The following is a 21,120-nucleotide window of genomic DNA, read 5'->3' as shown; positions in this document are numbered from 1 at the left end:
CACGGTCCGTACTGGCGAGAGTCGGAATCGAGCCTTTAGTCACGCCCACCCCTTCAAGTCTAAACATACAAGCGAGCTTGCTCGCGATGGGGCCGACCCAGTCTCCACACACTCTCCATATTCCCTCCATAAAATCCCCACACACCCATCCCAGACTTTCCCCATCCAAACAGGGAGAGTCCCATGAACCGTAGCCTGACCCTAAAACTCGGGGCGATTGCCCTTTTGATTCTGTTGCTGCTGATCCCGCTGCTGATGATCAACGGTGTGATTCAGGATCGGCAACAACTGCGCGACGGTGTGCTCGAAGACATCGCCCGCAGTTCCAGCTACAGCCAGCAACTGAGCGGCCCGCTGATGGTGGTGCCCTATCGCAAAACGGTGCGTACCTGGAAAACCAACGAAAAAACCAACCAGCGTTACCAGGATGTCGGCGAGGAGCGTGGGCGTTTGTATTTCCTGCCGGAGCGCTTCGAACTGGACGGCCAAGTCCAGACCGAACTGCGCGCTCGGGGTATCTACGAGGCGCGGCTTTTTCATGCCGATAACCACATCAGCGGACATTTCTCGGTCCCGGCACAACTGGGCATCAAAGAGGACTTCGCCGATTACCGCTTCGATCAACCCTTCCTGGCCGTCGGCATCAGCGACATTCGCGGCATCGAGAATGCGCTGAAACTCGAACTCAATGGCCAGAGCCTGGACTTTGTACCGGGTAGCCAAGTGCGCTGGTTGGGCGAAGGTGTGCACGTGACGCTGCCAGCGCTGGACACTCAACAGGCCACGGAACTGGCCTTCGCTTTCGACTTGCGCCTGCAAGGCACTGGCCAGTTGCAGATTCTCCCGGTGGGCAAGACCAGCAAGGTTTCACTGACCGCCAACTGGCCTCACCCCAGCTTTATCGGTAACTACCTGCCGGCCCAGCGTGAAATCACCGATCAGGGTTTCACCGCCAATTGGCAGACCTCGTTTTTCTCCACCAACCTGCAAGAGGCGTTGAACAGTTGCGTGTCTGGCGGCCAGTGCGAGGCGTTCAGCGGTCGCAGCTTCGGCGTGAGTTTCATCGACCCGGTGGACCAGTACCTGAAAAGCGACCGGGCAATCAAATACGCGTTGCTGTTCATCGTCCTGACCTTCGCCGGTTTTTTCCTTTTCGAAGTGCTGAAAAGCCTGGCGGTACACCCGGTGCAATATGCGCTGGTGGGCGTGGCGCTGGCGTTCTTCTACCTGTTGCTGTTGTCGCTGTCCGAGCACATCGGCTTTGCCCTGGCGTATCTACTGTCGGCGAGTGGCTGTGTGTTGTTGATCGGTTTCTATGTCTGTCATGTGCTGCGCAGCGTGCATCACGGTTTGAGTTTTTCGGCGGGATTGGCGGCGTTGTACGGTTTGCTCTACGGCTTGCTGAGTGCCGAGGATTACGCGCTGTTGATGGGCTCGCTGCTGTTGTTCGGTCTGCTGGGCGTGTTCATGGTGCTGACCCGCAAGCTGGACTGGTACGGGATCGGGCAGAAAACTGTGAAGCCGCTGGCCTTTGATATTGGAGCCGTGGAATGAGCCGGTCGTTGGGGTTGCGCGAGGATCAGCGGTTGGGCGAGGTGTTGGCGACGCGGATTGCCGGGTTGTTTCCGTTGGATTGCGGTGGTTCCTTCGCGGGCAAGTCGGATCGCCGCACCGCTCGCTCCTACGGATCACTTGGACCTGTAGGAGCGAGGCTTGCCCGCGAAGACGGCAGACCAGTCACCGCGAGTTTCAGACCTTCGGCATCGTCGCAATCATCGAAGGCCGCTGACTCACCTCGAAATACCAGTCCGCCAGCTTCGGGTTCGCCTTGCGCCATTCCAGATCCGGATGGCGCAGATCCAGGTAACCCAAGGCACAGGCCACACTGATTGCCGCCACATCGAAATGGCTGGTCAGCTCGGCAATCGCGTCGGCTTCCAGCAGTGCCAGAGCACGACGAATCTTGTCGCGCTGACCGTCGAGCCACTCGTCCCAATGCTTTTCCGGGACGCGCAGGGCCACTTCATAACGAATCATCACCGCGGCATCCATGATCCCGTCGGCCAGGGAGGCCAGGGTCAGACGCCGCCAGCGCGCCGAACCGTCGCGAGGAATCAGCGGATTGCCGACGTGCTGGTAATCGAGATAGTCGAGGATCACTCGGCTGTCGTACAACACATTGCCATCGGCCAGGCGCAGGGCTGGAATTTTGCCCAGCGGGTTGTCTTTGTTGAGGGCCTGATCCGGGCTGACCGGCGTGAGCTGACTGGCTTGCAGCGCCACGCGGTTCATTTGACCGGTTTCGTGCAGCAGTACCATGACTTTGCGAACGAAGGGCGATGCGGGGTTGTGGAACAAGGTCATGCTGGGAGCGGACATGGCAACGATCTCGGTCATGGGCAGTGTCGGCAGCATAGCGCGTTGCGTCGATAGCTCAAGATGGCTTTAACCCTTGTAGGAGCGAGGCTTGCCCCAATGCCAGTCAGTTAAGCGGGAATGCGATCTGTAGCAGCTGGCGAAGCCTGCGTTCGGCTGCGTAGCAGTCGTGAATCCGGCTAATGCGGTCTGCCTGACACACCGCGATCTCTGATTTTACGACTGCTTCGCAGCCGAACGCAGGCTTCGCCAGCTGCTACAAAGAGTGCGTCGCGGCTGAAATTACTTAACTGATTGGCATTAAGGCTTGCCCGCGAAAGGGGAGTGTCAGTCGGCATCAGTGTTGAATGACACTCCGCTTTCGCGGGCAAGCCTCGCTCCTACAGTTTTAGCGGTGTTGCAGAAATCCGCGCAAGGCGAGGAGGGCGGGGATGCCCAGCCCGAGCCAGCTCAATGCATCCCACACGCCATCGCCCAACAACGCGGCAAACAGCCCCGCGGCGCTGAGCAGGGCAATGACGATTGGCGTAGCGAAGACCTTCCAGAAACTCGACTGTCTCGGCCTCATGTCGGGCACTCCGCATTTTCGAGCACAGGTTTCGCGACCTTGCGCCGCACCACCCACAGATAAACCCCACTGCCGAGCACGATGATGGTCAGCACATCGAGGGTCGCCCAGAGGATTTTCATCGGCATGCCGCCGTAATCACCGAAGTGCAGCGGCTGCGACATGCCCATGGCGTCCATATACCACGGCCGCTCGGCCACCGCCGTGACGTGCAGAGTGCTGGCATCGATCAACACCGGCGTCAGCAAGTGCGAAGTCAGGTGGGTGCTGCCTTTCATGAACACCGCGTAATGGTGTTCGCTGGAAAACCGCGTGCCGGGGAAGGCGATGAAGTCGGGCTGCATGCCCGGCGCGACTTCTTTGGCGATGTCGAGCAAACGGGTCGCGGGCGCCAATTGAGTCAGCGGCGGCGCATCGCGGTAAGGCGCGATCATCACATTCAAGCTGTCGTTGCGCCACGCGGCGATCAGCAAGTCGGCGCAGGCACTGATCACCCCGGTCACGCCGACCACCAGCGCCCAGGTCAGCGTGACCACGCCGATCAGGTTATGCAGGTCGAGCCAGCGCAGGCGGGTGGATTTGTCGTGGCGCACGGTGGCGAACTTCAAGCGCCGCATGAACGGCAGGTACAGCACCGTTCCGGAAACAATCGCCAGCACAAACAGAATCCCCATGAACGCCAGCAGTAACTTGCCCGGCAGGCCAGCGAACATGTCCACGTGCAGGCGCAGCATGACCATCATCAGCCCGCCATTGGCCGATGGCATTTCCAATGCTTCGCCGGTGCGAGCATCGAGCATGAAGGTGTGGGACGAGTTCGGCTCGGTGCCGGCGGTGGGCGCCATGATGGTGATCACGCCGTTGGGGTCTTCTTCGTCGTAGCCGAAATACTGCATGACCTCGCCGGGACGATGCTTTTCAGCCGCTTGCACCAGCTGCTGCAAATTCAGTTGCGGGGTATCGGCCGGCATCGATTTCAACTCGGCGGCATCGCCCAGCAGATGATCAATCTCGTGGTGGAAGATCAACGGCAGGCCGGTGAGGGCCAGCATCAGCAGGAATACCGTGCAGATCAGGCTGGTCCAGGTGTGAACGAATGACCAGCGGCGGATGGTTTTGCTTTTCATTTCATGGCCTTCAGAAAGACCAAAGCCGTCCTTGAAGGACGGCCTGGTCGTGGCGCGTGTCAGTTCAGGCGATTACCACTTGTACGTAGCACTGGCGACGACGCTGCGTTGGTCGCCGTAGTAGCAGTAGAAGCTGTCGCACGTGGAGATGTAGTCCTTGTCGAACAGGTTGGTGGCATTCAGCGCCAGTGACGCACCTTTCAGACTGTTATCCAGACGGCCCAAGTCGTAATGGACCGCCGCGTCAAACACCGTGTAGGCATCCGCCTTGCCCAGCCAGGTGTTGCCCTGGTCGCCATAAGTATTGCCGGTGTAGCGTGCGCCGGCACCGATGCCGAAACCATCCAGCACACCGTTGTGCCAGGTGTAATCGGCCCACAGAGACGCTTGCTGGTTAGGCATCAATTGCAGGCGATTGCCCTTGAAGTCGCCCTTTTGCACTTCGGACTTGGCCAGGGTGTAGGCGGCGATGACTTTCAGGTTGTCGGTGACGTCGGAAACGGCTTCCAGCTCCAGGCCTTTGACCTTCACTTCGCCGCTCTGGCTGGTAATCGAGACGTTGTCCGAGTTGGTCGTGGTGACGGAGACGTTTTTCTGGGTCAGGTCATAGACCGCAGCCGTCAGCAGGGTGTTGCTGCCCGGCGGTTGGTACTTGATGCCCAGCTCCCACTGCTTGCCTTCAGTCGGCTTGAACGACTCGGTCGGCGATGCCGTGGCTTTGCTGGTCGGCTGGAACGACTCGGCGTAGGACAGGTAGGGCACGAAGCCCGAGTCGAACACATAGCTGATCGCTGCGTTGCCGCTGAATTTCTTGTCCCGTTCGGTGTTGGTGGCATCACCCTTGTTGAAGAATTTGGTGCCCGTGTGGATCCAGTCCTCACGACCACCGAGGGTCAGACGCCATTGGTCGAGGGCCATTTGGTCCTGGATATACAAACCGGTCTGGTAGGTCTTCTGGTCATAGTCATAGAAGGCCGTCGAGCGTGGCGGGCGAACGATTGGCTGGCCATAGATCGGGTTGTTGACGTTGGTGGTCAGACCGTCGCCGAAGATCGAGGTGTAGTTGGTATTGGTACGCTGGTGATCGAGGCCGATCAACAGGGTGTGACGGATGTCGCCGGTCGCGAAGTCGCCCTGAAAGTTGTTGTCCACGGCGAACTGGCTGATGTCCTCGTCGACACTGGTGCTCGAGCGGCCAACGTTGCCCTCGGCATCGACCTGGGTGAACGGGTAGGCGCCGGGGGTAAGAGCCTGGAAGGACAGGTCCGATTTGGTGTACCGCAGGTTCTGCTTGAACTGCCAGACATCGTTCAAGCGATGTTCAAAGGCGTAGCCCAGCGCGTAGTAGGTGCGGTCGTAGAATTCCCAGTCCGGGTCGCCGAGGTTCTTGTGATGGGAAATCTTGCCGAGTGGCGAATGGATCTTGGTGCCTTGCACAGGCAGGAACTGGCTGGTGATGCCGGTATCGTCGCGGGTAAATTGCGTCAGCAGGGTGAATTTGGTGTCTTCGTCGATGTTCCAGGTCAGGCTCGGCGCGATGTTGTAGCGCTTGTTGTCGACGTGGTCGATCTGCGTGCCGCTGTCGCGTACCACACCGCTCAAACTGTAGAGGAACTGGCCTTCGTCGTCGATCTTGCCGGTGCTGGCGAAGTTAATCTGGCGATGATTGTCGCTGCCATATTGCACCTGGATTTCGTTGCTCGACTCGGCGCTGGGGCGGCGGCTGACCATGTCCAGCAAGCCGCCTGGCGGGGTCTGGCCGTAAACCGATGAGGCCGGACCGCGCAGCAGGGCCAGGCGATCAAGGTTCCAGGTTTCCTGTTTCGGGTTGGCGTACACACCTTTTGGCAGTGGCAGGCCGTCGAGGAACTGGGTCGGTTCGAAACCGCGCACAAGCAGCCAGTCGGCGCGGGTGTCGCTGCCGTAGCTGCTGGCAGTAATGCCGGGCATGTAGCGCACGGCATCATCGAGGTTTTGCACACCGCGATCTTCCATTTGCTGGCGGGTGGCGACGGAAATCGAACGCGGCGCTTCGACCAGTGCGGTGTCGGTTTTGGTCCCAGCGGCGGTGCGCGTGGCAACGTAACCTTCGACTGGGCTCCAGGCAGTTTCCGCATTTTCCAGGCCAATGACGGCGGTTTCCGGCAACGCCATCACGCCCTCGGGCACGGCCACCAGGCTGTAGGTGCCGGCGCTGCTCTGTTCCAGTTGCAGACCGGTGCCGCGCAAGGCTTCACGCAGGGCGCCGGTGGCATCGAACTGGCCCTTCACCGGGGCCGATGTCTTGCCCGCTGCCAGCGACGGATTCAACGACAGCGCCAAACCGGCTTGGCTGGCAATCTGATTCAGGGTGCTGGCCAATGGCGCAGCCGGCAGGTTGTAGGCGCGAACGCTGGAGGCCTGTTCGGCGGCAATCAGTGGGCTGCTGGCCAAAGGGGCGCAAAGGGCAATGGCGACCGCCAGCAAACGGGGGCGCAACACGGTGTCTAGCGAACGGGACATACAGCGGCTCCTGAATGGAAATATTTCTCAATTGCCTAGGTGCCGGACGAGAATTCAAAAGTGATAGGGCGAGATGAAAATAATTTCGATTCGTGATGTGCGGTGTGGCTGCTGGCCTCTTCGCGGGCAAGCCACGCTCCCACAGGTTTTGTGCCGAGCGGGAATCCGGTGAACGACACAAAACCTGTGGGAGCGGGCTTGCCCGCGAAGGCGGCGGATCAGGCGCAGCACCTTTTAGGGCTTGGCCTCAGTCTTCGCCGCCACTGTTACCCACCATGGCGTGTGCTGTTCGATCTGCACCGGCAGGGTCGGTAAAAGCGCGTTCAACGCCTTGTCGGTATCGTTCAGCGGGAAGCTGCCGGTGATGCGCAGGTCGGCGACCTCTGGCGTCACGCCAAGATGCCCGCGACGATAGCGGCCGAGCTCCTGAACCAGATCCTCCAGTCGCGCGTTGTCCACCACCAGCATGCCGCGAGTCCAGGCATCGGCGCCGAGGTTGAGGGCGATGATCGGGCCCAGGCCATTGCTGCGCATCAGCACTTGCTGGCCTTCGCGCAGGATCTGTTCCTCGGGGCTCGATTCGGGATGGGCGGCGACCGCTGACTTCAATACGCTCAGGCGCGTGCCTTCGTCTTCACGCTTGACCAGGAACCGCGTCCCGAGTGCGCGCATGCTGCCTTCGCGAGTTTCGACGATAAATGGCCGGGCATCGCCATGGCCTGTTTCGACAAGAATTTCCCCTTCCTGAAGGACGATCAGCCGCTGGTTCTCATCGAAGCGCACATCCACCGCGCTGTGGGTGTTGAGGTTGATCAGCGTGCCGTCGGTCAGGCGCAGGGTGCGCTGCTCGCCGGTAGCGGTGCGCTGATCGGCCAGCCAATAGTCGATGGGCAGATAACGATCACCGGCGAACAGCGCCAGGCCGATCACCGCCACGACGCTGGCCAGGCCGCTGCCAAGCTTGCGCACCCGACGCCGGATGCTTTCGCGCGATTGCAGCAAGGCTGTGCGGGCCGGGCCGTTGGCAACGCTGAAACGTTGGTCGAGCATGCCCAACTGACGCCAGGCCCGAGCATGTTCTTCGTGTGCTGCGTGCCATTTGGCGAACTCTTCGCGCTCGACCGCGTTGCCGGAATCCAGCGACAGTTGCCAGGCAATCGCGGCATCCAGCACCTGCGCCGACACGGGTTTGGAGTTGACCGGGCTCATACCGGCTCACCGTACAAGGCGATGTAGCACTGACGAATGCCTTGGGCCAGGTACTGACGAACCCGCGGCACTGACACGCCCAGACGCTCGGCGATTTCGGCGTGACCGAGACCATCGAGACGGTTATAGAGAAACGCCGCCCGGGCCTTGCTCGAGAGCTTGCCCAGCAGGTGGTCGATGGCTTTGAGGTCTTCGAGGATCAGTTGCTGTTCTTCCACCGACGGTTGTTCGCCTTCGGGGATCAGCATCAACTCGGTGAGGTAGGCCTGTTCCAGTGCGGCGCGACGGAAATAGTCGAACAGCAGACCCTTGGCGATCGCCACCAGAAACGCCCGGGGTTCGCGAGGCGCCTTCAGTTCGTCACGGCCCAGCAAGCGCACGAAGGTGTCCTGGCTCAGGTCTTCGGCCCGTTGCGGGCAGGCCACGTTGCGCCGCAGCCAGGCCAATAGCCAACCGCGATGGTCGCGATACAACGCACCAACGAGCTCACTTTGGGGGCTTTGGACTGACGACACGCAACATCACCGAATGGGAAGTGTTAAGTAACGAGAATTGTTCGCGATTGTGGCAGAGGCGGGAGAGGTAAGCAATTGGCGCTGGTCGGGTGGTTTTGGCGGGTGTATTCAGTTTGACCGTGTCATCGTTCTTCGCGGGCAAGCCTCGCTCCCACAGGTTTTGTGTCGTTCACGAAATTGGTGTACGACACAAAACCTGTGGGAGCGAGGCTTGCCCGCGAAGGGGTCGGCACAGGCACCGCGGATCTAGAACGAAGGCGCTTGCCGCCGTCGCTTCCACTGACTCAACCGCTGTTGCAGATTCAACGGGCTATGAATCTGCTGCTGTCGCGCCCGGCTGAACAAAATCAACATCAGCTCTGCCGTCGCCAAGGCATCGGCACTGGCGTTATGCCGCTCGAAGACTTCCAGCTTGAACCAGTCGATCCACTCGTCCAGCCCGGCCTCGCGAAAATGCGCCTGCGGGCACAGCAGCGGCGCGATGTCTGCCACGTCCAGAAATGGATGCTGCAACTTGTAGCCCAGATGCTCTTTCAGCGCGCGCCCCAACATGTGCTGATCGAACGGCGCATGAAAGGCCAACACCGGACTGTCGCCGACGAACTCCATGAATTCGAGCAAGGCCTGCGCGGGGTCGCTGCCGGCGGCAATGGCGCTCGGGCCCAGACCATGAATCAACACGCTGGGGCCGAGTTTGAGTTCGCTGCATTGCAGCGTGCGCTCGAATTGCTGACTGAAATCGATCGCCCCGTCCTCGATCACCACCGCGCCGATGGACAACAGCCGATCCTTGTTCAGGTTCAGCCCGGTGGTTTCCAGGTCGAGTACCACCCAGCGTTGCTGGCGCAGGCTGCAATCGCCCAGCTCGGCCACGGCGGGCAAGCGCTCCAGACGTTGTTGCAGTTCGTCGGGCAAAATGAGGCTGACTGGGCGCAGCCATGAAAACAGGCTCATAACTGATACCGCAGGGTCAGGCTGCTTTGCAGGCGTTGGGCCTGGCGCAGGGATTCACGCAGGATGCGTCGGTCCAGATGATTGAGGCTGTCGGGATCGACGCGGTTGGAGTAGGGCAAGTTCTCGCGAGTCTGTAGCTGATGTTGCTGCATGCGGGTTTGCTGAATGAAGTGATAGGCCTCTTCGTACGCCGCGCCGTCCAGCCGTTCAATGACCTCTTTGGCCACCAATTGGCGAAAGCGCTCCAGGGTATTGTTGGTGTCGATGCCGTGGGCCAGGGCCAGTACTCGAGCGCCATCGACGAAAGGGGTCAAGCCCTGGAGTTTCAGGTCAAGGGTGGCTTTCTCGCCATTCTTGCGAGCCAGCACGAACTCGCGGAAACGGCCTACGGGCGGACGGTTGCGCAGGGCGTTTTCGGCCATCATCCGCTGGAACAAGCGGTTGTCGCCGACCTGATCGAGGATGCCCTGGCGCAGCTGCTCGCAGCCTCGCTCGTCGCCCCAGACCACGCGCAGGTCGAAATAGATGCTCGAGCCCAGCAGGTTTTCCGGTGTCGCCTCGCGGATAAACGCCGCAAAGCGTCGTGCCCATTCGGCCCGGGACAAACACAGCTCGGGATTGCCGGCCATGATGTTGCCCTTGCACAGGGTGAAGCCGCACAGCGCCAGGCTCTGATTGATCTGCTGGGCGATGGGCAGCAACTTGCCGCGGACTTCGGCGGCGTGGGCCGCGTCGCGGGCTTCGAACAGAATGCCGTTGTCCTGATCGGTGTGCAGCGTCTGCTCGCGGCGGCCTTCGCTGCCGAAACACAGCCAACTGAACGGCAAGCCGGGGTCACCTTTCTCGGCGAGCACCAGTTCGATCACCCGGCACACGGTGTGGTCGTTAAGCAGGGTGATGATGTGGGTGATCTGGGTCGAGGACGCGCCGTGGGCCAGCATCCGCTCCACCAATTGGCCGATTTCGCCGCGCATCGCCACCAGGTTTTCCAGCTTCTGGGCACTGCGAATAGTCCGCGCCAGATGCACCAGATCGACCCGTTGCAGGGAAAACAGGTCACGCTCCGAGACCACGCCGCACAGACGCTGATCCTTGACCAGGCAGACGTGGGCGATGTGGCGCTCGGTCATGGCGATCGCGGCGTCGAAGGCGCTGTGATCGGGCGTCAGGTAAAACGGTGCCCGGGTCATGTGCCCTTCGATGGCTTCATTGAAGTCGCTGGTGCCGTTGGCCACCACATGTCGCAAGTCGCGCAGGGTGAAAATGCCCAGCGGCGCCTTTTGCTCATCGACCACCACAATGCTGCCGACTTGCTGATCGTGCATCAGCGTTACGGCTTCACGCAGAGGGGTGATCGGGCTGCAGGTCACCGGGTGACGCATGGCCAATTCGCCCAGCCGAGTATTGAGCGAATACTGGGTGCCGAGGGTTTCCACGGCTTTTTGCTGGACTTGCTGGTTGACCTGATCCAGCAAACTGCTGACACCGCGTAGGGCAAAGTCGCGAAACGGGCTGGAAAGTGCGAATAGTTTGATGAACGCCAGCTTATTCAGCTGTAGGCAAAAGGTATCTTCGGCCGCCAGATGTTCGGTGCGAGTCGCCCGTTCACCCAGCAGCGCGGCGAGCGGGAAACATTCGCCGGTGGTGATTTCGAAGGTGGTTTCGGTCCCGCCCTTGGCTGTGTGCGGACGTTCGCCCACGACCCGGCCCTGTTTGACAATGTAGAAATGCTCAACCGGGCCATCGGCAGGTTTGATGATGCTCTCGCCGGGGGCATAAAAACGCAGCTGACATTGCTCGACCAGATAGGCCAGGTGGGTGTTTTCCATCTGATTGAACGGCGGGAAGCGCTGGAGGAATTGCAAAGTGCCCTGAATGTTCTGCAACACCGCGGTTTTCCCTGCCTGGGTGAAGGCGTCCGCTTTACTCATAACCATTACCGCAGTCTTTTTCTGATTGTTGTGTCGGATCGTTGTGTCAGATCGTTACAGGCATGGTCGACCCCTGCGGGCGGGGTGCCCATTGGACGTAAGTCTAGGTAGGCAGTGCAGCGGCCGGAATATGGGAAAGGTCTGACACAATTGCAGGAAAAACCTCCTACATTGTCTATTGGAAAAATTTCCGACGAAGTGCACATTGAAGCTCTGCTGATCGATGTCTGACCACTGTGTCAGGGATCGAATCGAAAAACGTTGAGAAAGCCATGTCCGACCACGATATTTTGAGTGATGCCGAGCGCGAAGCGCTCAGTGCCGTCATGTTGGAACCAGACTTGCCGCCGCAGCGGGTGCTGATCGTCGATGACGATAAGGACTCCAGGGAATTGCTGTCGGAAATTCTGGGACTGGACGGCATTCACTGCATGACGGCAGCCAGTGGCGAAACTGCACTCAAGATGCTGGAAGATAAACCATCGATTGGCCTTGTGATTACCGACCTGCGGATGGGGCACGTCGATGGCCTGGAACTGATTCGTCAGGTGCGGGAATCGGCGCGTGCGGCGTTGCCGATCATCATTGTCTCCGGTGACGCTGATGTGAAGGATGCGATTGCCGCCATGCATTTGCACGTAGTGGACTTTCTGCTCAAGCCCATCGATAGCGGCAAACTGCTTGAGTTGGTCAAGCATGAGCTGGGGATGGCGCAGTAGGTGCCGTTTGTCAGGACTGTCAATTCTGACAGTAGCTTCTGAGTTCTGATAAAGATGTAGTGGTGTGGAGAGTTCAGGGCGTTCCCAGTGACTCATATACCCACACAGGAGTGTCATCATGACCACTAAAGAACACGGTGCCGATAAAAAAGTGCAGCTAAAAACCACTGATCTAACAGATAGCGGAGTCGCTCATATTCTATTTCTAAGGGATCAGCAGGCACGTTTTTTTGCGTCTAATAACGTTTCAGCGAGCTTAAGACATTGTTCGATGTATACCGATGCTGGATCTTTGATAACTCAGTATGGGAGAACACTGTTCCCACAGGATGACCCCTATATTCTCGATCTTCCGGGGGCTCCACATAACATCGACTATAGAGATGAGGATGGTGTTTACTTTATAAGGCCTCTGTCCGGACAGATTATTATCCAGTCCGAACACGCTGGCGCTCCGGATACTTACACCCATAAACTTACATTCTTAAATGTAAGGTTCGAGACGGAAGGAATCGAAGTCACGATTAACGGTACCGGCATTGCTACTTTTATTTTCAATTGAGTTTCCACCTTGTACGCAAAAGCCCTGATCTCACGACCAGGGCTTTCTTCGTTTCAGCGTTTACTCAAAAAGCCCATTCTTGGCCTTGAACTCCCGACGCCGACGGTGCAACACCGGCTCGGTGTAACCATTCGGCTGCTTGGTCCCTTCAATCACCAGTTCGACCGCCGCCTGGAAGGCGATATTGCTGTCGAAGTTCGGTGCCAGCGGACGGTACAGCGGGTCGTTAGCGTTCTGACGATCAACCACCGGCGCCATGCGCTTTAGACTTTCCATCACCTGGTCTTCAGTGACGATGCCGTGGCGCAGCCAGTTGGCGATGTGCTGGCTGGAAATACGCAGCGTCGCACGGTCTTCCATCAGGCCGACGTCATTGATGTCTGGCACTTTCGAGCAGCCCACACCCTGGTCGATCCAGCGCACCACGTAACCGAGAATGCCCTGGGCGTTGTTGTCCAGTTCGTTCCTGATCTGCTCCGCGGTCCAGTCTGGATTAACGGCCAACGGGATGGTCAGGATATCGTCCACGGAAGCGGGAGCACGTTTGGCCAGTTCGGCCTGACGGGCGAACACGTCGACCTTGTGATAGTGCAACGCGTGCAACGCGGCGGCAGTCGGCGATGGAACCCAGGCGGTATTGGCGCCGGCCATCGGGTGAGCGATTTTCTGTTCGAGCATAGCTGCCATCAGGTCCGGCATGGCCCACATGCCTTTACCGATCTGGGCGCGACCTTGCAGGCCGGTGCTCAGGCCGATGTCGACGTTCCAGTTCTCGTAGGCGCTGATCCATTTTTCAGCCTTCATGTCCGCCTTGCGCACCATCGGGCCGGCTTCCATGGAGGTATGGATTTCGTCGCCGGTACGGTCGAGGAACCCAGTGTTGATGAACACCACGCGCTCGGCTGCGGCCTTGATGCAGGCCTTGAGGTTGACCGTGGTACGGCGTTCCTCGTCCATGATCCCGACTTTAAGGGTGTTGCGCGGCAAGTCGAGGACGTCTTCGATACGACCGAACAGCTCGTTGGTAAACGCAGCTTCTTCCGGGCCGTGCATCTTCGGCTTCACGATGTATACCGAGCCGGTGCGGCTGTTTTTGCGCGAGCTATTGCCGTTGAGGCTGTGGATCGCCGCAAGGCAAGTGACCAAGCCGTCAAGAATACCTTCCGGGACTTCGTTGCCGTCTTTATCGAGGATCGCATCGATGGTCATCAGGTGACCGACGTTGCGCACGAACAGCAGCGAACGACCGTGCAGGCTCAGTTCGCTGCCATCGAGGGCGGTGTAGGTGCGATCGGCGTTCATGGTGCGGGTAAAGGTCTGACCGCCCTTGGCGACTTCTTCCGACAGATCGCCCTTCATCAAGCCGAGCCAGTTGCGGTAGATCACCACTTTGTCATCGGCATCGACCGCGGCGACCGAGTCTTCGCAGTCCATGATGGTGGTCAACGCGGCTTCCATCAGGATGTCTTTGACGCCGGCAGCGTCGGTCTGGCCGACTGGGGTGCTGGCGTCGATCTGGATTTCGAAGTGCAGGCCGTTGTTTTTCAGCAGGACCGCGGTCGGAGCCGCTGCATCACCGTGGAAACCGATCAATTGAGCGTCGTTGCGCAGGCCAGAGCTCTTCAAAACCGAGTTGCTGCCGCCTTTGAGGGCGACGACCAGTTTGCCGTCAATGATCTTGTAACCGGTGGAGTCGACGTGGGAGCCGGCAGCCAGTGGCGCCGCTTCGTCAAGGAAGGCGCGGGCGAAGGCGATCACCTTGTCGCCGCGAACCTTGTTGTAGCCTTTGCCTTTTTCCGCGCCGTCCGCTTCGCTGATGGCATCGGTGCCGTAGAGCGCGTCGTACAGCGAACCCCAGCGGGCGTTCGAGGCATTGAGCGCGAAGCGCGCGTTCATCACCGGCACCACCAGTTGTGGGCCGGCCATGCGGGCGATTTCGTCATCGACGTTTTGTGTCGTTGCCTGGAAATCGGCCGCTTCTGGCAGCAGATAACCGATGTCTTGCAGGAAGGCTTTGTAGGCCACCGCATCGTGCGCAACACCTGCACGAGCCTGGTGCCAGGCATCGATACGTGCCTGGAAATCATCGCGTTTGGCGAGTAGGGCTTTGTTCTTCGGCGCCAGGTCATGGATGACCTTGTCGGCACCGGCCCAGAACGTGTCGGCGGTGAGGCCGGTACCGGGAATGGCTTCGTTGTTCACGAAGTCGAACAGGACTTTGGCGACCTGCAGGCCACCGACTTGAACGTGTTCAGTCATTGCTTGCCTCACTCTGCTCAGCTATTTCGCTTTTCAGCTCTTCAATTTAACAATGAAGCCTCTGGCCATTTAAACCACAAACCCTTCTACCAGTACATGCCATTGCTGGCGGCTGGGTTCGATCCGATCAACGGCTTTGCGGCCTTGCTGACAGGGCTTTCAGGGGTTGCGGCGGCACCTGCGGCAGACATCGATCCAGCGTTATGTAGTGCGCGCTGCGGCATACTACATGATGAATTGCGGTTGTGAAAATTAGACTAATTACGTCGTTCTGCGACCCTATGACGCATTGCGGTCATGGCGGGGAACGGGATGTTCTCAAAAAACTGTTGGATTGTTCCAGTTAAATATAAAAACATGTACACGATTTATGGTTTGGCAGGATTGTTGGTGGAGCCCCATTCGCGGGCAAGCCTCGCTCCTACAGGTCCGCGTCGTTCATGCCAACGCGGTACACGCCACCTGTAGGAGCGAGGCTTGCCCGCGAAGACATCAGCCGATTCAGCGCAAGATCAACCCTTGCCTATACTTGTTTTTCTATAACAAAAGTCATGACCAGAGGGCTGCGCCATGGACCATCTCGTACTCACCGTTATCGCTCCAGACAAGCCCGGGCAGGTCGAGCGCATTGCCCAATGCATTGCCGAGCACGGCGGTAACTGGCTGGAGAGCCGCATGTCGCGCATGGCCGGACAGTTCGCCGGGATTCTTCGGGTGGGTGTGCCAGCCGAGGCCTACGACGAATTGGTAGACGCCCTACATGGATTGTCGACCCAGGGGATTCGCGTGCTGATTGCCGAAAGCGGCATCGAACAATCCTGCACCTGGAAGCCGATTGCCATGGAGCTGGTGGGCAATGATCGTCCGGGTATTGTGCGAGACATTACGCGCCTGCTCAGTGAGCAGGGCGTGAATCTGGAGCAGTTGGTGACCGAAGTTCGACCAGCGCCGATGAGCAGCGAGCCGCTGTTCCATGCCGAGGCGATTCTTGCGGTGCCGCTGACATTGTCGCTGGAGGTGCTGCAATCGCGCCTGGAAACCCTGGCGGACGATCTCATGGTCGAATTGGTACTGCGCAGCGAACCCTGAAAAGGTTATCCAAGTTATACGTGCACCTGCCTGTGGATAACCTGTAGAGACACCTGGCCAGGCCACGTCGGCCGGTGCTCTTCAGGATCTGATCAAAAAACCAGCAGTTTCAGTGACTTGCGCACAAACGCCGGGGATCACACTGTGGATAACCTTGGGAAGGATGGATGCAGGCCACGGGAGACGTGGCCTGTAGAGATTTGTACGTTTTCTGATCAGCTGCGGCGACGCAGACTTATCCACGCGTCGACGCTGTAAACCGCCAGACCGGCCCAGATAAAGATGAACGCCACCAGTGTGCTGGACGACAAGTGCTCGCCAAACAGCAGCACGGCTTGCAACAACACCAGCGTCGGCGCCAGGTACTGGAGAAATCCGAGGGTGGTGTAGGGCAAATGCCGGGCGGCGGCGTTGAAACACACCAGCGGCACCAGCGTGACCGGACCTGCAGCTACCAGCCACCAGGCTTCGGAGGTGGTCCAGAATTCGGCTTGCGCGCTGCTCGCCGTTGGATTGAACAGCAACCAGGCGACGGCAATCGGCACCAGCATCCAGGTTTCCACCACCAGCCCCGGTAGGGCCTTGACCGGTGCCTGCTTGCGGATCAGTCCGTAGAAACCGAAGGTCAATGCCAGCACCAGCGACACCCACGGCAGACTGCCGACTTGCCACACCTGTTGCGCGACACCGACCGCCGCCAGGCCAACCGCCAGCCATTGCATGCGCCGCAGCCGTTCGCCGAGGATCAGCATTCCCAACAGCACGTTTACCAGCGGGTTGATGTAATAACCGAGGCTGGCTTCGAGCATGCGCCCATTGTTCACCGACCAGACGTAAGTCAGCCAGTTGGCGGCGATCAACGTGCCGCTCAGGGCCAGGATTGCCAGCCGCCGCGGATTGTCACGCAGTTCGCGCCACCAACCGGGATGCTTCCAGACGAGCAGCAGCAAAGCACCAAACAGTGCGGACCATAGCACTCGGTGGATGATGATCTCTACGGCGGGCACGTTGGCGATGGCTTTGAAGTAGAGCGGGAACAGTCCCCAGATGATGTAGGCACTCAGGCCCAGGATGTACCCGCGACGCGGGTTGGCGGCTTGCATGAGAATCCTTGCTTAGGCAGCTAACAAAGAGGGGATTGTATAGATGTGTCATGTTTTGTGTAGGAGCGAGGCTTGCCCGCGAAGAACGATGATGCGGTTCGTCCGACAAACCGCGTCATCGTTCTTCGCGGGCAAGCCTCGCTCCTACAGGGTCTGGTGTGTTTAGAAGAGTTTTAGTGGTTCTTCATTGAGCGCCGCCAATTGTTCGCGCAGCGCCAGTACCTGATCGCCCCAATAGCGCTCGGTGCCGAACCACGGAAAGCTGCGAGGGAAGGCCGGGTCGTCCCAGCGACGGGCGAGCCAGGCGCTGTAGTGCATCAGGCGCAAGGCGCGCAGCGGTTCGATCAGCGCCAGTTCCCGCGGGTCGAAGTCGTGGAATTCGTTGTAGCCGTCCATCAATTCCGACAGCTGCCCCAGACATTCCTGACGATTACCCGCCAACATCATCCAGATATCCTGCACCGCCGGGCCCATGCGGCAGTCGTCGAGGTCGACGATATGGAACATCTCATCGCGGCACATCATGTTGCCGGGGTGGCAATCGCCGTGCATGCGGATGTTCTGGTGCGGCGTGGCCTTGTAGACCTCTTCGACGCGCTTGAGCAGGTCGCGCGCAACTGACTCGTAGGCCGGCAGCAAACTTTTGGGTACGAAATTGCCTTCGAGCAGGGTCGTCAGCGAGTCATGACCGAAGTTCTTCACGCCCAGTGCTTCACGGTGATCGAAAGGCTTTGTCGCGCCGACCGCGTGCAGCCGACCGAGCAGTTGCCCCAGGCGATACAGCTGATCGAGATTGCCCGGTTCCGGCGCACGGCCGCCACGGCGGGGGAACAGGGTGAAGCGGAAACCGTTGTGTTCGTGCAGGCTGGCACCGTTGTGGATCATCGGCGCGACCACCGGCACGTCGCACTCGGCGAGTTCGAAGGTGAATTGGTGCTCTTCGAGAATCGCTTCGTTGGTCCAGCGCTGCGGGCGGTAGAACTTGGCGATCAGCGGCTCGGAGTCTTCGATGCCGACCTGATAGACACGGTTCTCGTAGCTGTTGAGCGCCAGAATGCGGGCGTCGCTGAGAAAGCCGATGCTTTCGACGGCATCGAGCACGAGATCTGGGGTGAGCGTTGCAAACGGGTGGGCCATGCTGACTCCTGCGCGCGGCAGGCTGCCGCGTCGGGCCAAACATGGTAGCGCAGACGGGGCTTCTTTAGTGGTTGGGGTTGAGATGAGTGTTGTCTGGGATGACGCCTTCGCGGGCAAGCCTCGCTCCTACAAGGGATTACGCTAAACCTGTAGGAGCGAGGCTTGCCCGCGAAGAGGCCCTGTCAGGCGCCGACGATCCCGCCATCCTCGCGGGAAATCGCCATCACCGAAGACCGCGGCTTGCCGCTGGGCAGGTGCTCAGGGAACGTCGATCCACCGTTTTCCCCCGGATGCTGAATCCCGACAAACAAGGTTTTCTGGTCCGGCGAGAAGCTGATCCCCGTCACCTCGCAGCCCACCGGGCCGACCATGAAGCGGCGTATCTCGCCAGTCACCGGGTCGGCACAGAGCATCTGGTTATTGCCCATGCCCGCGAAGTCGCCGGCGTTGCTCGAATCGCCATCCGTGAGAATCCACAAGCGCCCGGCATTGTCGAAGCCCAAGCCGTCCGGGCTGTTGAACATGTTCTGCGGGGTGATGTTCGACGAACCGCCCTTCGGCGTACCGGCGTGGACGCCCGGGTTGCCAGCGACGACAAACAGATCCCAGGCAAAGCTTTTCGAGCCGTGATCGTCGCGGTCGGTGCGCCAGCGCAGGATCTGCCCGTAGACGTTTTTCTCGCGCGGGTTCGGGCCACCCACCGGTTGGCCTTCTTCGCCGCGTTTGGCGTTGTTGGTCAGGGTGCAATAAACCTGGCCATCCTTGGGGCTGACGACGATCCATTCCGGACGGTCCATGCGCGTGGCGTTCACAACGCTGGCGGCGAGGCGTGCATGAATCAGCACTTCGGCCTGATCGGCAAAGCCGCTGCTGGCGTCGATGCCGTTCTTGCCATGGGTAAGTTCGATCCACTGGCCCAGGCCTTTCGGGTGATCGGCGTTGCCGTCGCCTGCATCGAAACGCGCGACGTACAAGGTGCCGTGATCCAGCAGGTCGCGGTTGGCTTTGGGATTTCTGTGGTTGATCTTGTCGCGGCTGACGAATTTATAGATGAACTCGCCACGTTCGTCGTCGCCCATGTACACCACGGCGCGACCGTCATTGGTTTCGGCCAGGGCGGCGTTTTCATGTTTGAAGCGGCCCAGCGCGGTGCGTTTGACCGGCGTCGATTGCGGATCGAACGGGTCGATTTCCACCACCCAGCCATGACGATTGAGTTCGTTGGGGTTTTTCGCCAGGTCGAAGCGTGGGTCGTATTGATGCCAGTTGATGTCTTTGCTGGCTACCACGGCGCCGTAGCGTTTCTGCGCGGCGTCGAACTTCTGCTCGGCATTGCTGCTGCCGAAACAGTCGGTGAAGTTCTCTTCGCAGGTCAGATAAGTGCCCCACGGCGTTTTGCCGTTGGCGCAGTTCTGGAAGGTACCGAGGACTTTCTTGCCGTGTTTGTCGGCGCTGGTTTTCATCAGTTCGTGACCGGCCGCCGGACCGCTCAGGCGGATCGGCGCGTTACCGTGAATGCGGCGGTTGTAGCGCGAGCCCTGGACGAATTGCCACTGGCCATTCTTGCGCTGCACCTCGATCACCGACACGCCTTCGCACGCCAGGGCCTTGCGTACGTCTTCCGCCGATTGCGGCATGCCGCCGTGGGGGTAGAGGTAGCGGTAGTTGGTGTATTCGTTGTTGATCGCCATCAGCGCCCGGTCTTTTTCACCGGGGAATTCGAACAGGCTCATGCCGTCGTTGTTGTCGCCGAACTGGACTTCCTGTGCCTGGGCCGTGCCGTTGCCGCTCGGGTCGAACGCCGGACCATTCTTTTGCAATGGCTGGCCCCAGCTGATCAGCACCGAGGATTTGTAGCCCGGCGGCAGGGTGATGGCGTCGGTCGTGGCGGCGGCGATGCTGTCGAAACCCAACAGTTTGCTGGAGCCGGCGCTGACGCTGGCGGCCAGCACGCTGCGACTCAGCAGGTTGCCACCGAGAAACATCGCTGCACCGCAGAGGGCGCCAGCGCTGATGAAGCCACGACGGCTGAGGCCGACCATCTTTTCGAGGTCGGTGGGTTGGTTGTCTTCTAATAGGCTCACATCAGGCTCCCTGCGGGTTTTTGCAGTCACCTTAATGGTGGTCGATGAAGGTTATGTTGCAGTCGATGCATTGTTTTTGTAGCAGCTGCCGAAGGCTGCGTTCGGCTGCGCAGCAGTCGCCATCCGGTTTACGACCGCTTCGCGATCGAACGCAGCCTTCGGCAGCTGCTACAGGGCTATGTAATGTCCTGATCTAGAGCGGTGTGCCCAGCAGGATGTTGGACGGGGCGAATTGCACAAGAACGGGTTTGCCAGCGGCAAGCTCGAGAGTTTTCAGGTGCAGCGGCTCGGACAGGGCGCAAAGTGTCTGGCCGTTGGGCAGGCCGATGCGCACTTCGCTGGGGCCGTCGTCGGCGTCGAGGATTTCTTCGATCGTGCCCTTCAGGCAATTGTTGCCGGACGCCCCGGTTTGATCGATGCCCAGCAATTCCAGCCAACCGGCCTTGATCAGGGCCACCACTTCGGTGCCGGTTTGCAGTTCCAGGCGCAGAGTGCTGTCGTGAGTGATCTGCGCATCGATACGCAAACCTTCGGCCAATTCAAGACGGATGCGGTCGTTGCGCCCTTGTGCGTCGATCGCCACGACCTTGCCGTGCAGTTGGTTGCGCGCGCTGGTTCTGAGCATCAGCCGACCGAGCAGGTCCAGATCACTGGCCTCTTCGGCGGCTTCCAGCACCTGAGTCTGCAAGGCTTGCAGCTTTTGATACAGGCGCAACACACGCTCACCTTCGCTGGACAGTTTGGCGCCGCCACCGCCCTTACCGCCGACGCTGCGCTCCACCAGCGGTTTTTGCGCGAGGTTGTTCAGCTCATCGATGGCATCCCACGCCGCTTTGTAACTCAGGCCCGCGCTTTTCGCGGCGCGGGTGATCGAGCCTTGTTCGGCGATGTGTTGCAGCAACGCGATGCGCTGCGGACGACGGACAATGTGCTGGGACAACAACGTAGGCAAGGACATGGCGAGACGCTTTGGGCTGTGGCGATG

At 59.7% G+C, this 21,120-nt stretch carries 18 protein-coding genes; 5 read left to right on the top strand and 13 right to left on the bottom strand.

From position 1 onward, the window contains the following. The first annotated feature begins 183 nt into the window (after positions 1–183). On the top strand, positions 184–1,554 hold the full coding sequence (gene creD, locus NHU87_RS21440) for a cell envelope integrity protein CreD (RefSeq protein WP_253552305.1): 1,371 nt from the start codon (positions 184–186) through the stop codon (positions 1,552–1,554). Positions 1,555–1,749: 195 nt separating this feature from the next. On the opposite strand, the gene NHU87_RS21435 is transcribed toward creD, so the two are convergent. The 8 genes from NHU87_RS21435 to NHU87_RS21400 all read right to left on the bottom strand — a co-directional run bounded on the left by NHU87_RS21435 (position 1,750) and on the right by NHU87_RS21400 (position 11,188). Beyond that, entirely contained in the window at positions 1,750–2,379 is a 630-nt protein-coding gene (locus NHU87_RS21435; RefSeq protein ID WP_253552308.1) for a glutathione S-transferase, read from the bottom strand. A 385-nt stretch (positions 2,380–2,764) separates the two neighbouring features. Beyond that, entirely contained in the window at positions 2,765–2,944 is a 180-nt protein-coding gene (locus NHU87_RS21430; protein WP_253552304.1) for a hypothetical protein, read from the bottom strand. Next, on the bottom strand, positions 2,941–4,071 hold the full coding sequence (locus tag NHU87_RS21425; RefSeq protein WP_253552303.1) for a PepSY-associated TM helix domain-containing protein: 1,131 nt from the start codon (positions 4,069–4,071) through the stop codon (positions 2,941–2,943). Before NHU87_RS21425 ends, NHU87_RS21430 begins: the two co-directional genes overlap by 4 nt. A gap of 72 nt (positions 4,072–4,143) precedes the next feature. Then, complete coding sequence (locus tag NHU87_RS21420) at positions 4,144–6,573, bottom strand: TonB-dependent siderophore receptor (protein ID WP_253552302.1); 2,430 nt, start codon at positions 6,571–6,573, stop codon at positions 4,144–4,146. 234 nt (positions 6,574–6,807) lie between these two features. Continuing rightward, positions 6,808–7,782 carry a FecR domain-containing protein gene (locus tag NHU87_RS21415; protein WP_253552301.1) on the bottom strand — a complete coding sequence of 325 codons (975 nt, stop codon included), beginning with the start codon at positions 7,780–7,782 and terminating at the stop codon, positions 6,808–6,810. Then, positions 7,779–8,297 carry an RNA polymerase sigma factor gene (locus tag NHU87_RS21410; RefSeq protein ID WP_253552300.1) on the bottom strand — a complete coding sequence of 173 codons (519 nt, stop codon included), beginning with the start codon at positions 8,295–8,297 and terminating at the stop codon, positions 7,779–7,781. Before NHU87_RS21410 ends, NHU87_RS21415 begins: the two co-directional genes overlap by 4 nt. 246 nt (positions 8,298–8,543) lie before the next feature. Continuing rightward, entirely contained in the window at positions 8,544–9,251 is a 708-nt protein-coding gene (locus NHU87_RS21405) for a 3'-5' exonuclease (RefSeq protein WP_253552299.1), read from the bottom strand. Continuing rightward, entirely contained in the window at positions 9,248–11,188 is a 1,941-nt protein-coding gene (locus tag NHU87_RS21400) for a putative nucleotidyltransferase substrate binding domain-containing protein (protein WP_253552298.1), read from the bottom strand. Before NHU87_RS21400 ends, NHU87_RS21405 begins: the two co-directional genes overlap by 4 nt. Positions 11,189–11,454: 266 nt before the next feature. Between NHU87_RS21400 and NHU87_RS21395 the strand changes: the two genes are divergently transcribed. Continuing rightward, the gene (locus tag NHU87_RS21395) at positions 11,455–11,901 is read left to right on the top strand and encodes a response regulator (RefSeq protein WP_253552297.1); all 447 of its coding nucleotides are present in this window, start codon (positions 11,455–11,457) and stop codon (positions 11,899–11,901) included. 118 nt (positions 11,902–12,019) lie between these two features. Beyond that, positions 12,020–12,463: a hypothetical protein gene (locus NHU87_RS21390; RefSeq protein ID WP_253552296.1), complete on the top strand. Its 444-nt coding sequence runs from the start codon at positions 12,020–12,022 to the stop codon at positions 12,461–12,463. 60 nt (positions 12,464–12,523) lie between these two features. Here the strand turns inward: NHU87_RS21390 and NHU87_RS21385 are convergent, their stop codons facing one another. Continuing rightward, positions 12,524–14,722, bottom strand: coding sequence for a malate synthase G (locus tag NHU87_RS21385; protein ID WP_253552295.1), 2,199 nt, complete (start codon positions 14,720–14,722; stop codon positions 12,524–12,526). Between NHU87_RS21385 and NHU87_RS21380 the strand changes: the two genes are divergently transcribed. Further along, positions 14,705–14,971 (top strand): hypothetical protein, encoded by a 267-nt coding sequence (locus tag NHU87_RS21380; protein ID WP_253552294.1) that lies wholly within the window; start codon positions 14,705–14,707, stop codon positions 14,969–14,971. The genes NHU87_RS21385 and NHU87_RS21380 overlap by 18 nt on opposite strands. A 321-nt stretch (positions 14,972–15,292) precedes the next feature. After that, positions 15,293–15,811, top strand: coding sequence for a glycine cleavage system protein R (locus tag NHU87_RS21375; RefSeq protein WP_253552293.1), 519 nt, complete (start codon positions 15,293–15,295; stop codon positions 15,809–15,811). A gap of 215 nt (positions 15,812–16,026) precedes the next feature. On the opposite strand, the gene rarD is transcribed toward NHU87_RS21375, so the two are convergent. The 4 genes from rarD to NHU87_RS21355 all read right to left on the bottom strand — a co-directional run bounded on the left by rarD (position 16,027) and on the right by NHU87_RS21355 (position 21,093). After that, positions 16,027–16,914 (bottom strand): EamA family transporter RarD, encoded by an 888-nt coding sequence (gene rarD / locus NHU87_RS21370; RefSeq protein ID WP_217857379.1) that lies wholly within the window; start codon positions 16,912–16,914, stop codon positions 16,027–16,029. A 162-nt stretch (positions 16,915–17,076) separates the two neighbouring features. Beyond that, entirely contained in the window at positions 17,077–18,051 is a 975-nt protein-coding gene (locus NHU87_RS21365) for a serine/threonine protein kinase (protein WP_253552292.1), read from the bottom strand. A 182-nt stretch (positions 18,052–18,233) separates the two neighbouring features. After that, on the bottom strand, positions 18,234–20,135 hold the full coding sequence (locus NHU87_RS21360; RefSeq protein ID WP_253552290.1) for a PhoX family protein: 1,902 nt from the start codon (positions 20,133–20,135) through the stop codon (positions 18,234–18,236). Between the two features lie 193 nt (positions 20,136–20,328). After that, positions 20,329–21,093, bottom strand: a complete 765-nt coding sequence (locus NHU87_RS21355) for a TOBE domain-containing protein (RefSeq protein ID WP_253552287.1) — start codon at positions 21,091–21,093, stop codon at positions 20,329–20,331. Positions 21,094–21,120 lie beyond the last annotated feature (27 nt).

Origin of the sequence: Pseudomonas mandelii (assembly GCF_024138395.1) — a bacterium.
GTDB lineage: Bacteria > Pseudomonadota > Gammaproteobacteria > Pseudomonadales > Pseudomonadaceae > Aquipseudomonas > Aquipseudomonas mandelii_E.
The sequence above is the reverse complement of the archived record's forward strand: the minus strand, read 5'-3'. Positions and strand labels throughout refer to the sequence as shown.

Bases quoted from the DNA above. Each gene is read 5' to 3' on its own strand.
- creD (WP_253552305.1), top strand. From the start codon at position 184: ATGAACCGTAGCCTGACCCTAAAACTCGGGGCGATTGCCCTTTTGATT.
- NHU87_RS21435 (WP_253552308.1), bottom strand. From the start codon at position 2,379: ATGTCCGCTCCCAGCATGACCTTGTTCCACAACCCCGCATCGCCCTTC.
- NHU87_RS21430 (WP_253552304.1), bottom strand. From the start codon at position 2,944: ATGAGGCCGAGACAGTCGAGTTTCTGGAAGGTCTTCGCTACGCCAATC.
- NHU87_RS21425 (WP_253552303.1), bottom strand. From the start codon at position 4,071: ATGAAAAGCAAAACCATCCGCCGCTGGTCATTCGTTCACACCTGGACC.
- NHU87_RS21420 (WP_253552302.1), bottom strand. From the start codon at position 6,573: ATGTCCCGTTCGCTAGACACCGTGTTGCGCCCCCGTTTGCTGGCGGTC.
- NHU87_RS21415 (WP_253552301.1), bottom strand. From the start codon at position 7,782: ATGAGCCCGGTCAACTCCAAACCCGTGTCGGCGCAGGTGCTGGATGCC.
- NHU87_RS21405 (WP_253552299.1), bottom strand. From the start codon at position 9,251: ATGAGCCTGTTTTCATGGCTGCGCCCAGTCAGCCTCATTTTGCCCGAC.
- NHU87_RS21400 (WP_253552298.1), bottom strand. From the start codon at position 11,188: ATGGTTATGAGTAAAGCGGACGCCTTCACCCAGGCAGGGAAAACCGCG.
- NHU87_RS21395 (WP_253552297.1), top strand. From the start codon at position 11,455: ATGTCCGACCACGATATTTTGAGTGATGCCGAGCGCGAAGCGCTCAGT.
- NHU87_RS21390 (WP_253552296.1), top strand. From the start codon at position 12,020: ATGACCACTAAAGAACACGGTGCCGATAAAAAAGTGCAGCTAAAAACC.
- NHU87_RS21385 (WP_253552295.1), bottom strand. From the start codon at position 14,722: ATGACTGAACACGTTCAAGTCGGTGGCCTGCAGGTCGCCAAAGTCCTG.
- NHU87_RS21375 (WP_253552293.1), top strand. From the start codon at position 15,293: ATGGACCATCTCGTACTCACCGTTATCGCTCCAGACAAGCCCGGGCAG.
- rarD (WP_217857379.1), bottom strand. From the start codon at position 16,914: ATGCAAGCCGCCAACCCGCGTCGCGGGTACATCCTGGGCCTGAGTGCC.
- NHU87_RS21365 (WP_253552292.1), bottom strand. From the start codon at position 18,051: ATGGCCCACCCGTTTGCAACGCTCACCCCAGATCTCGTGCTCGATGCC.
- NHU87_RS21355 (WP_253552287.1), bottom strand. From the start codon at position 21,093: ATGTCCTTGCCTACGTTGTTGTCCCAGCACATTGTCCGTCGTCCGCAG.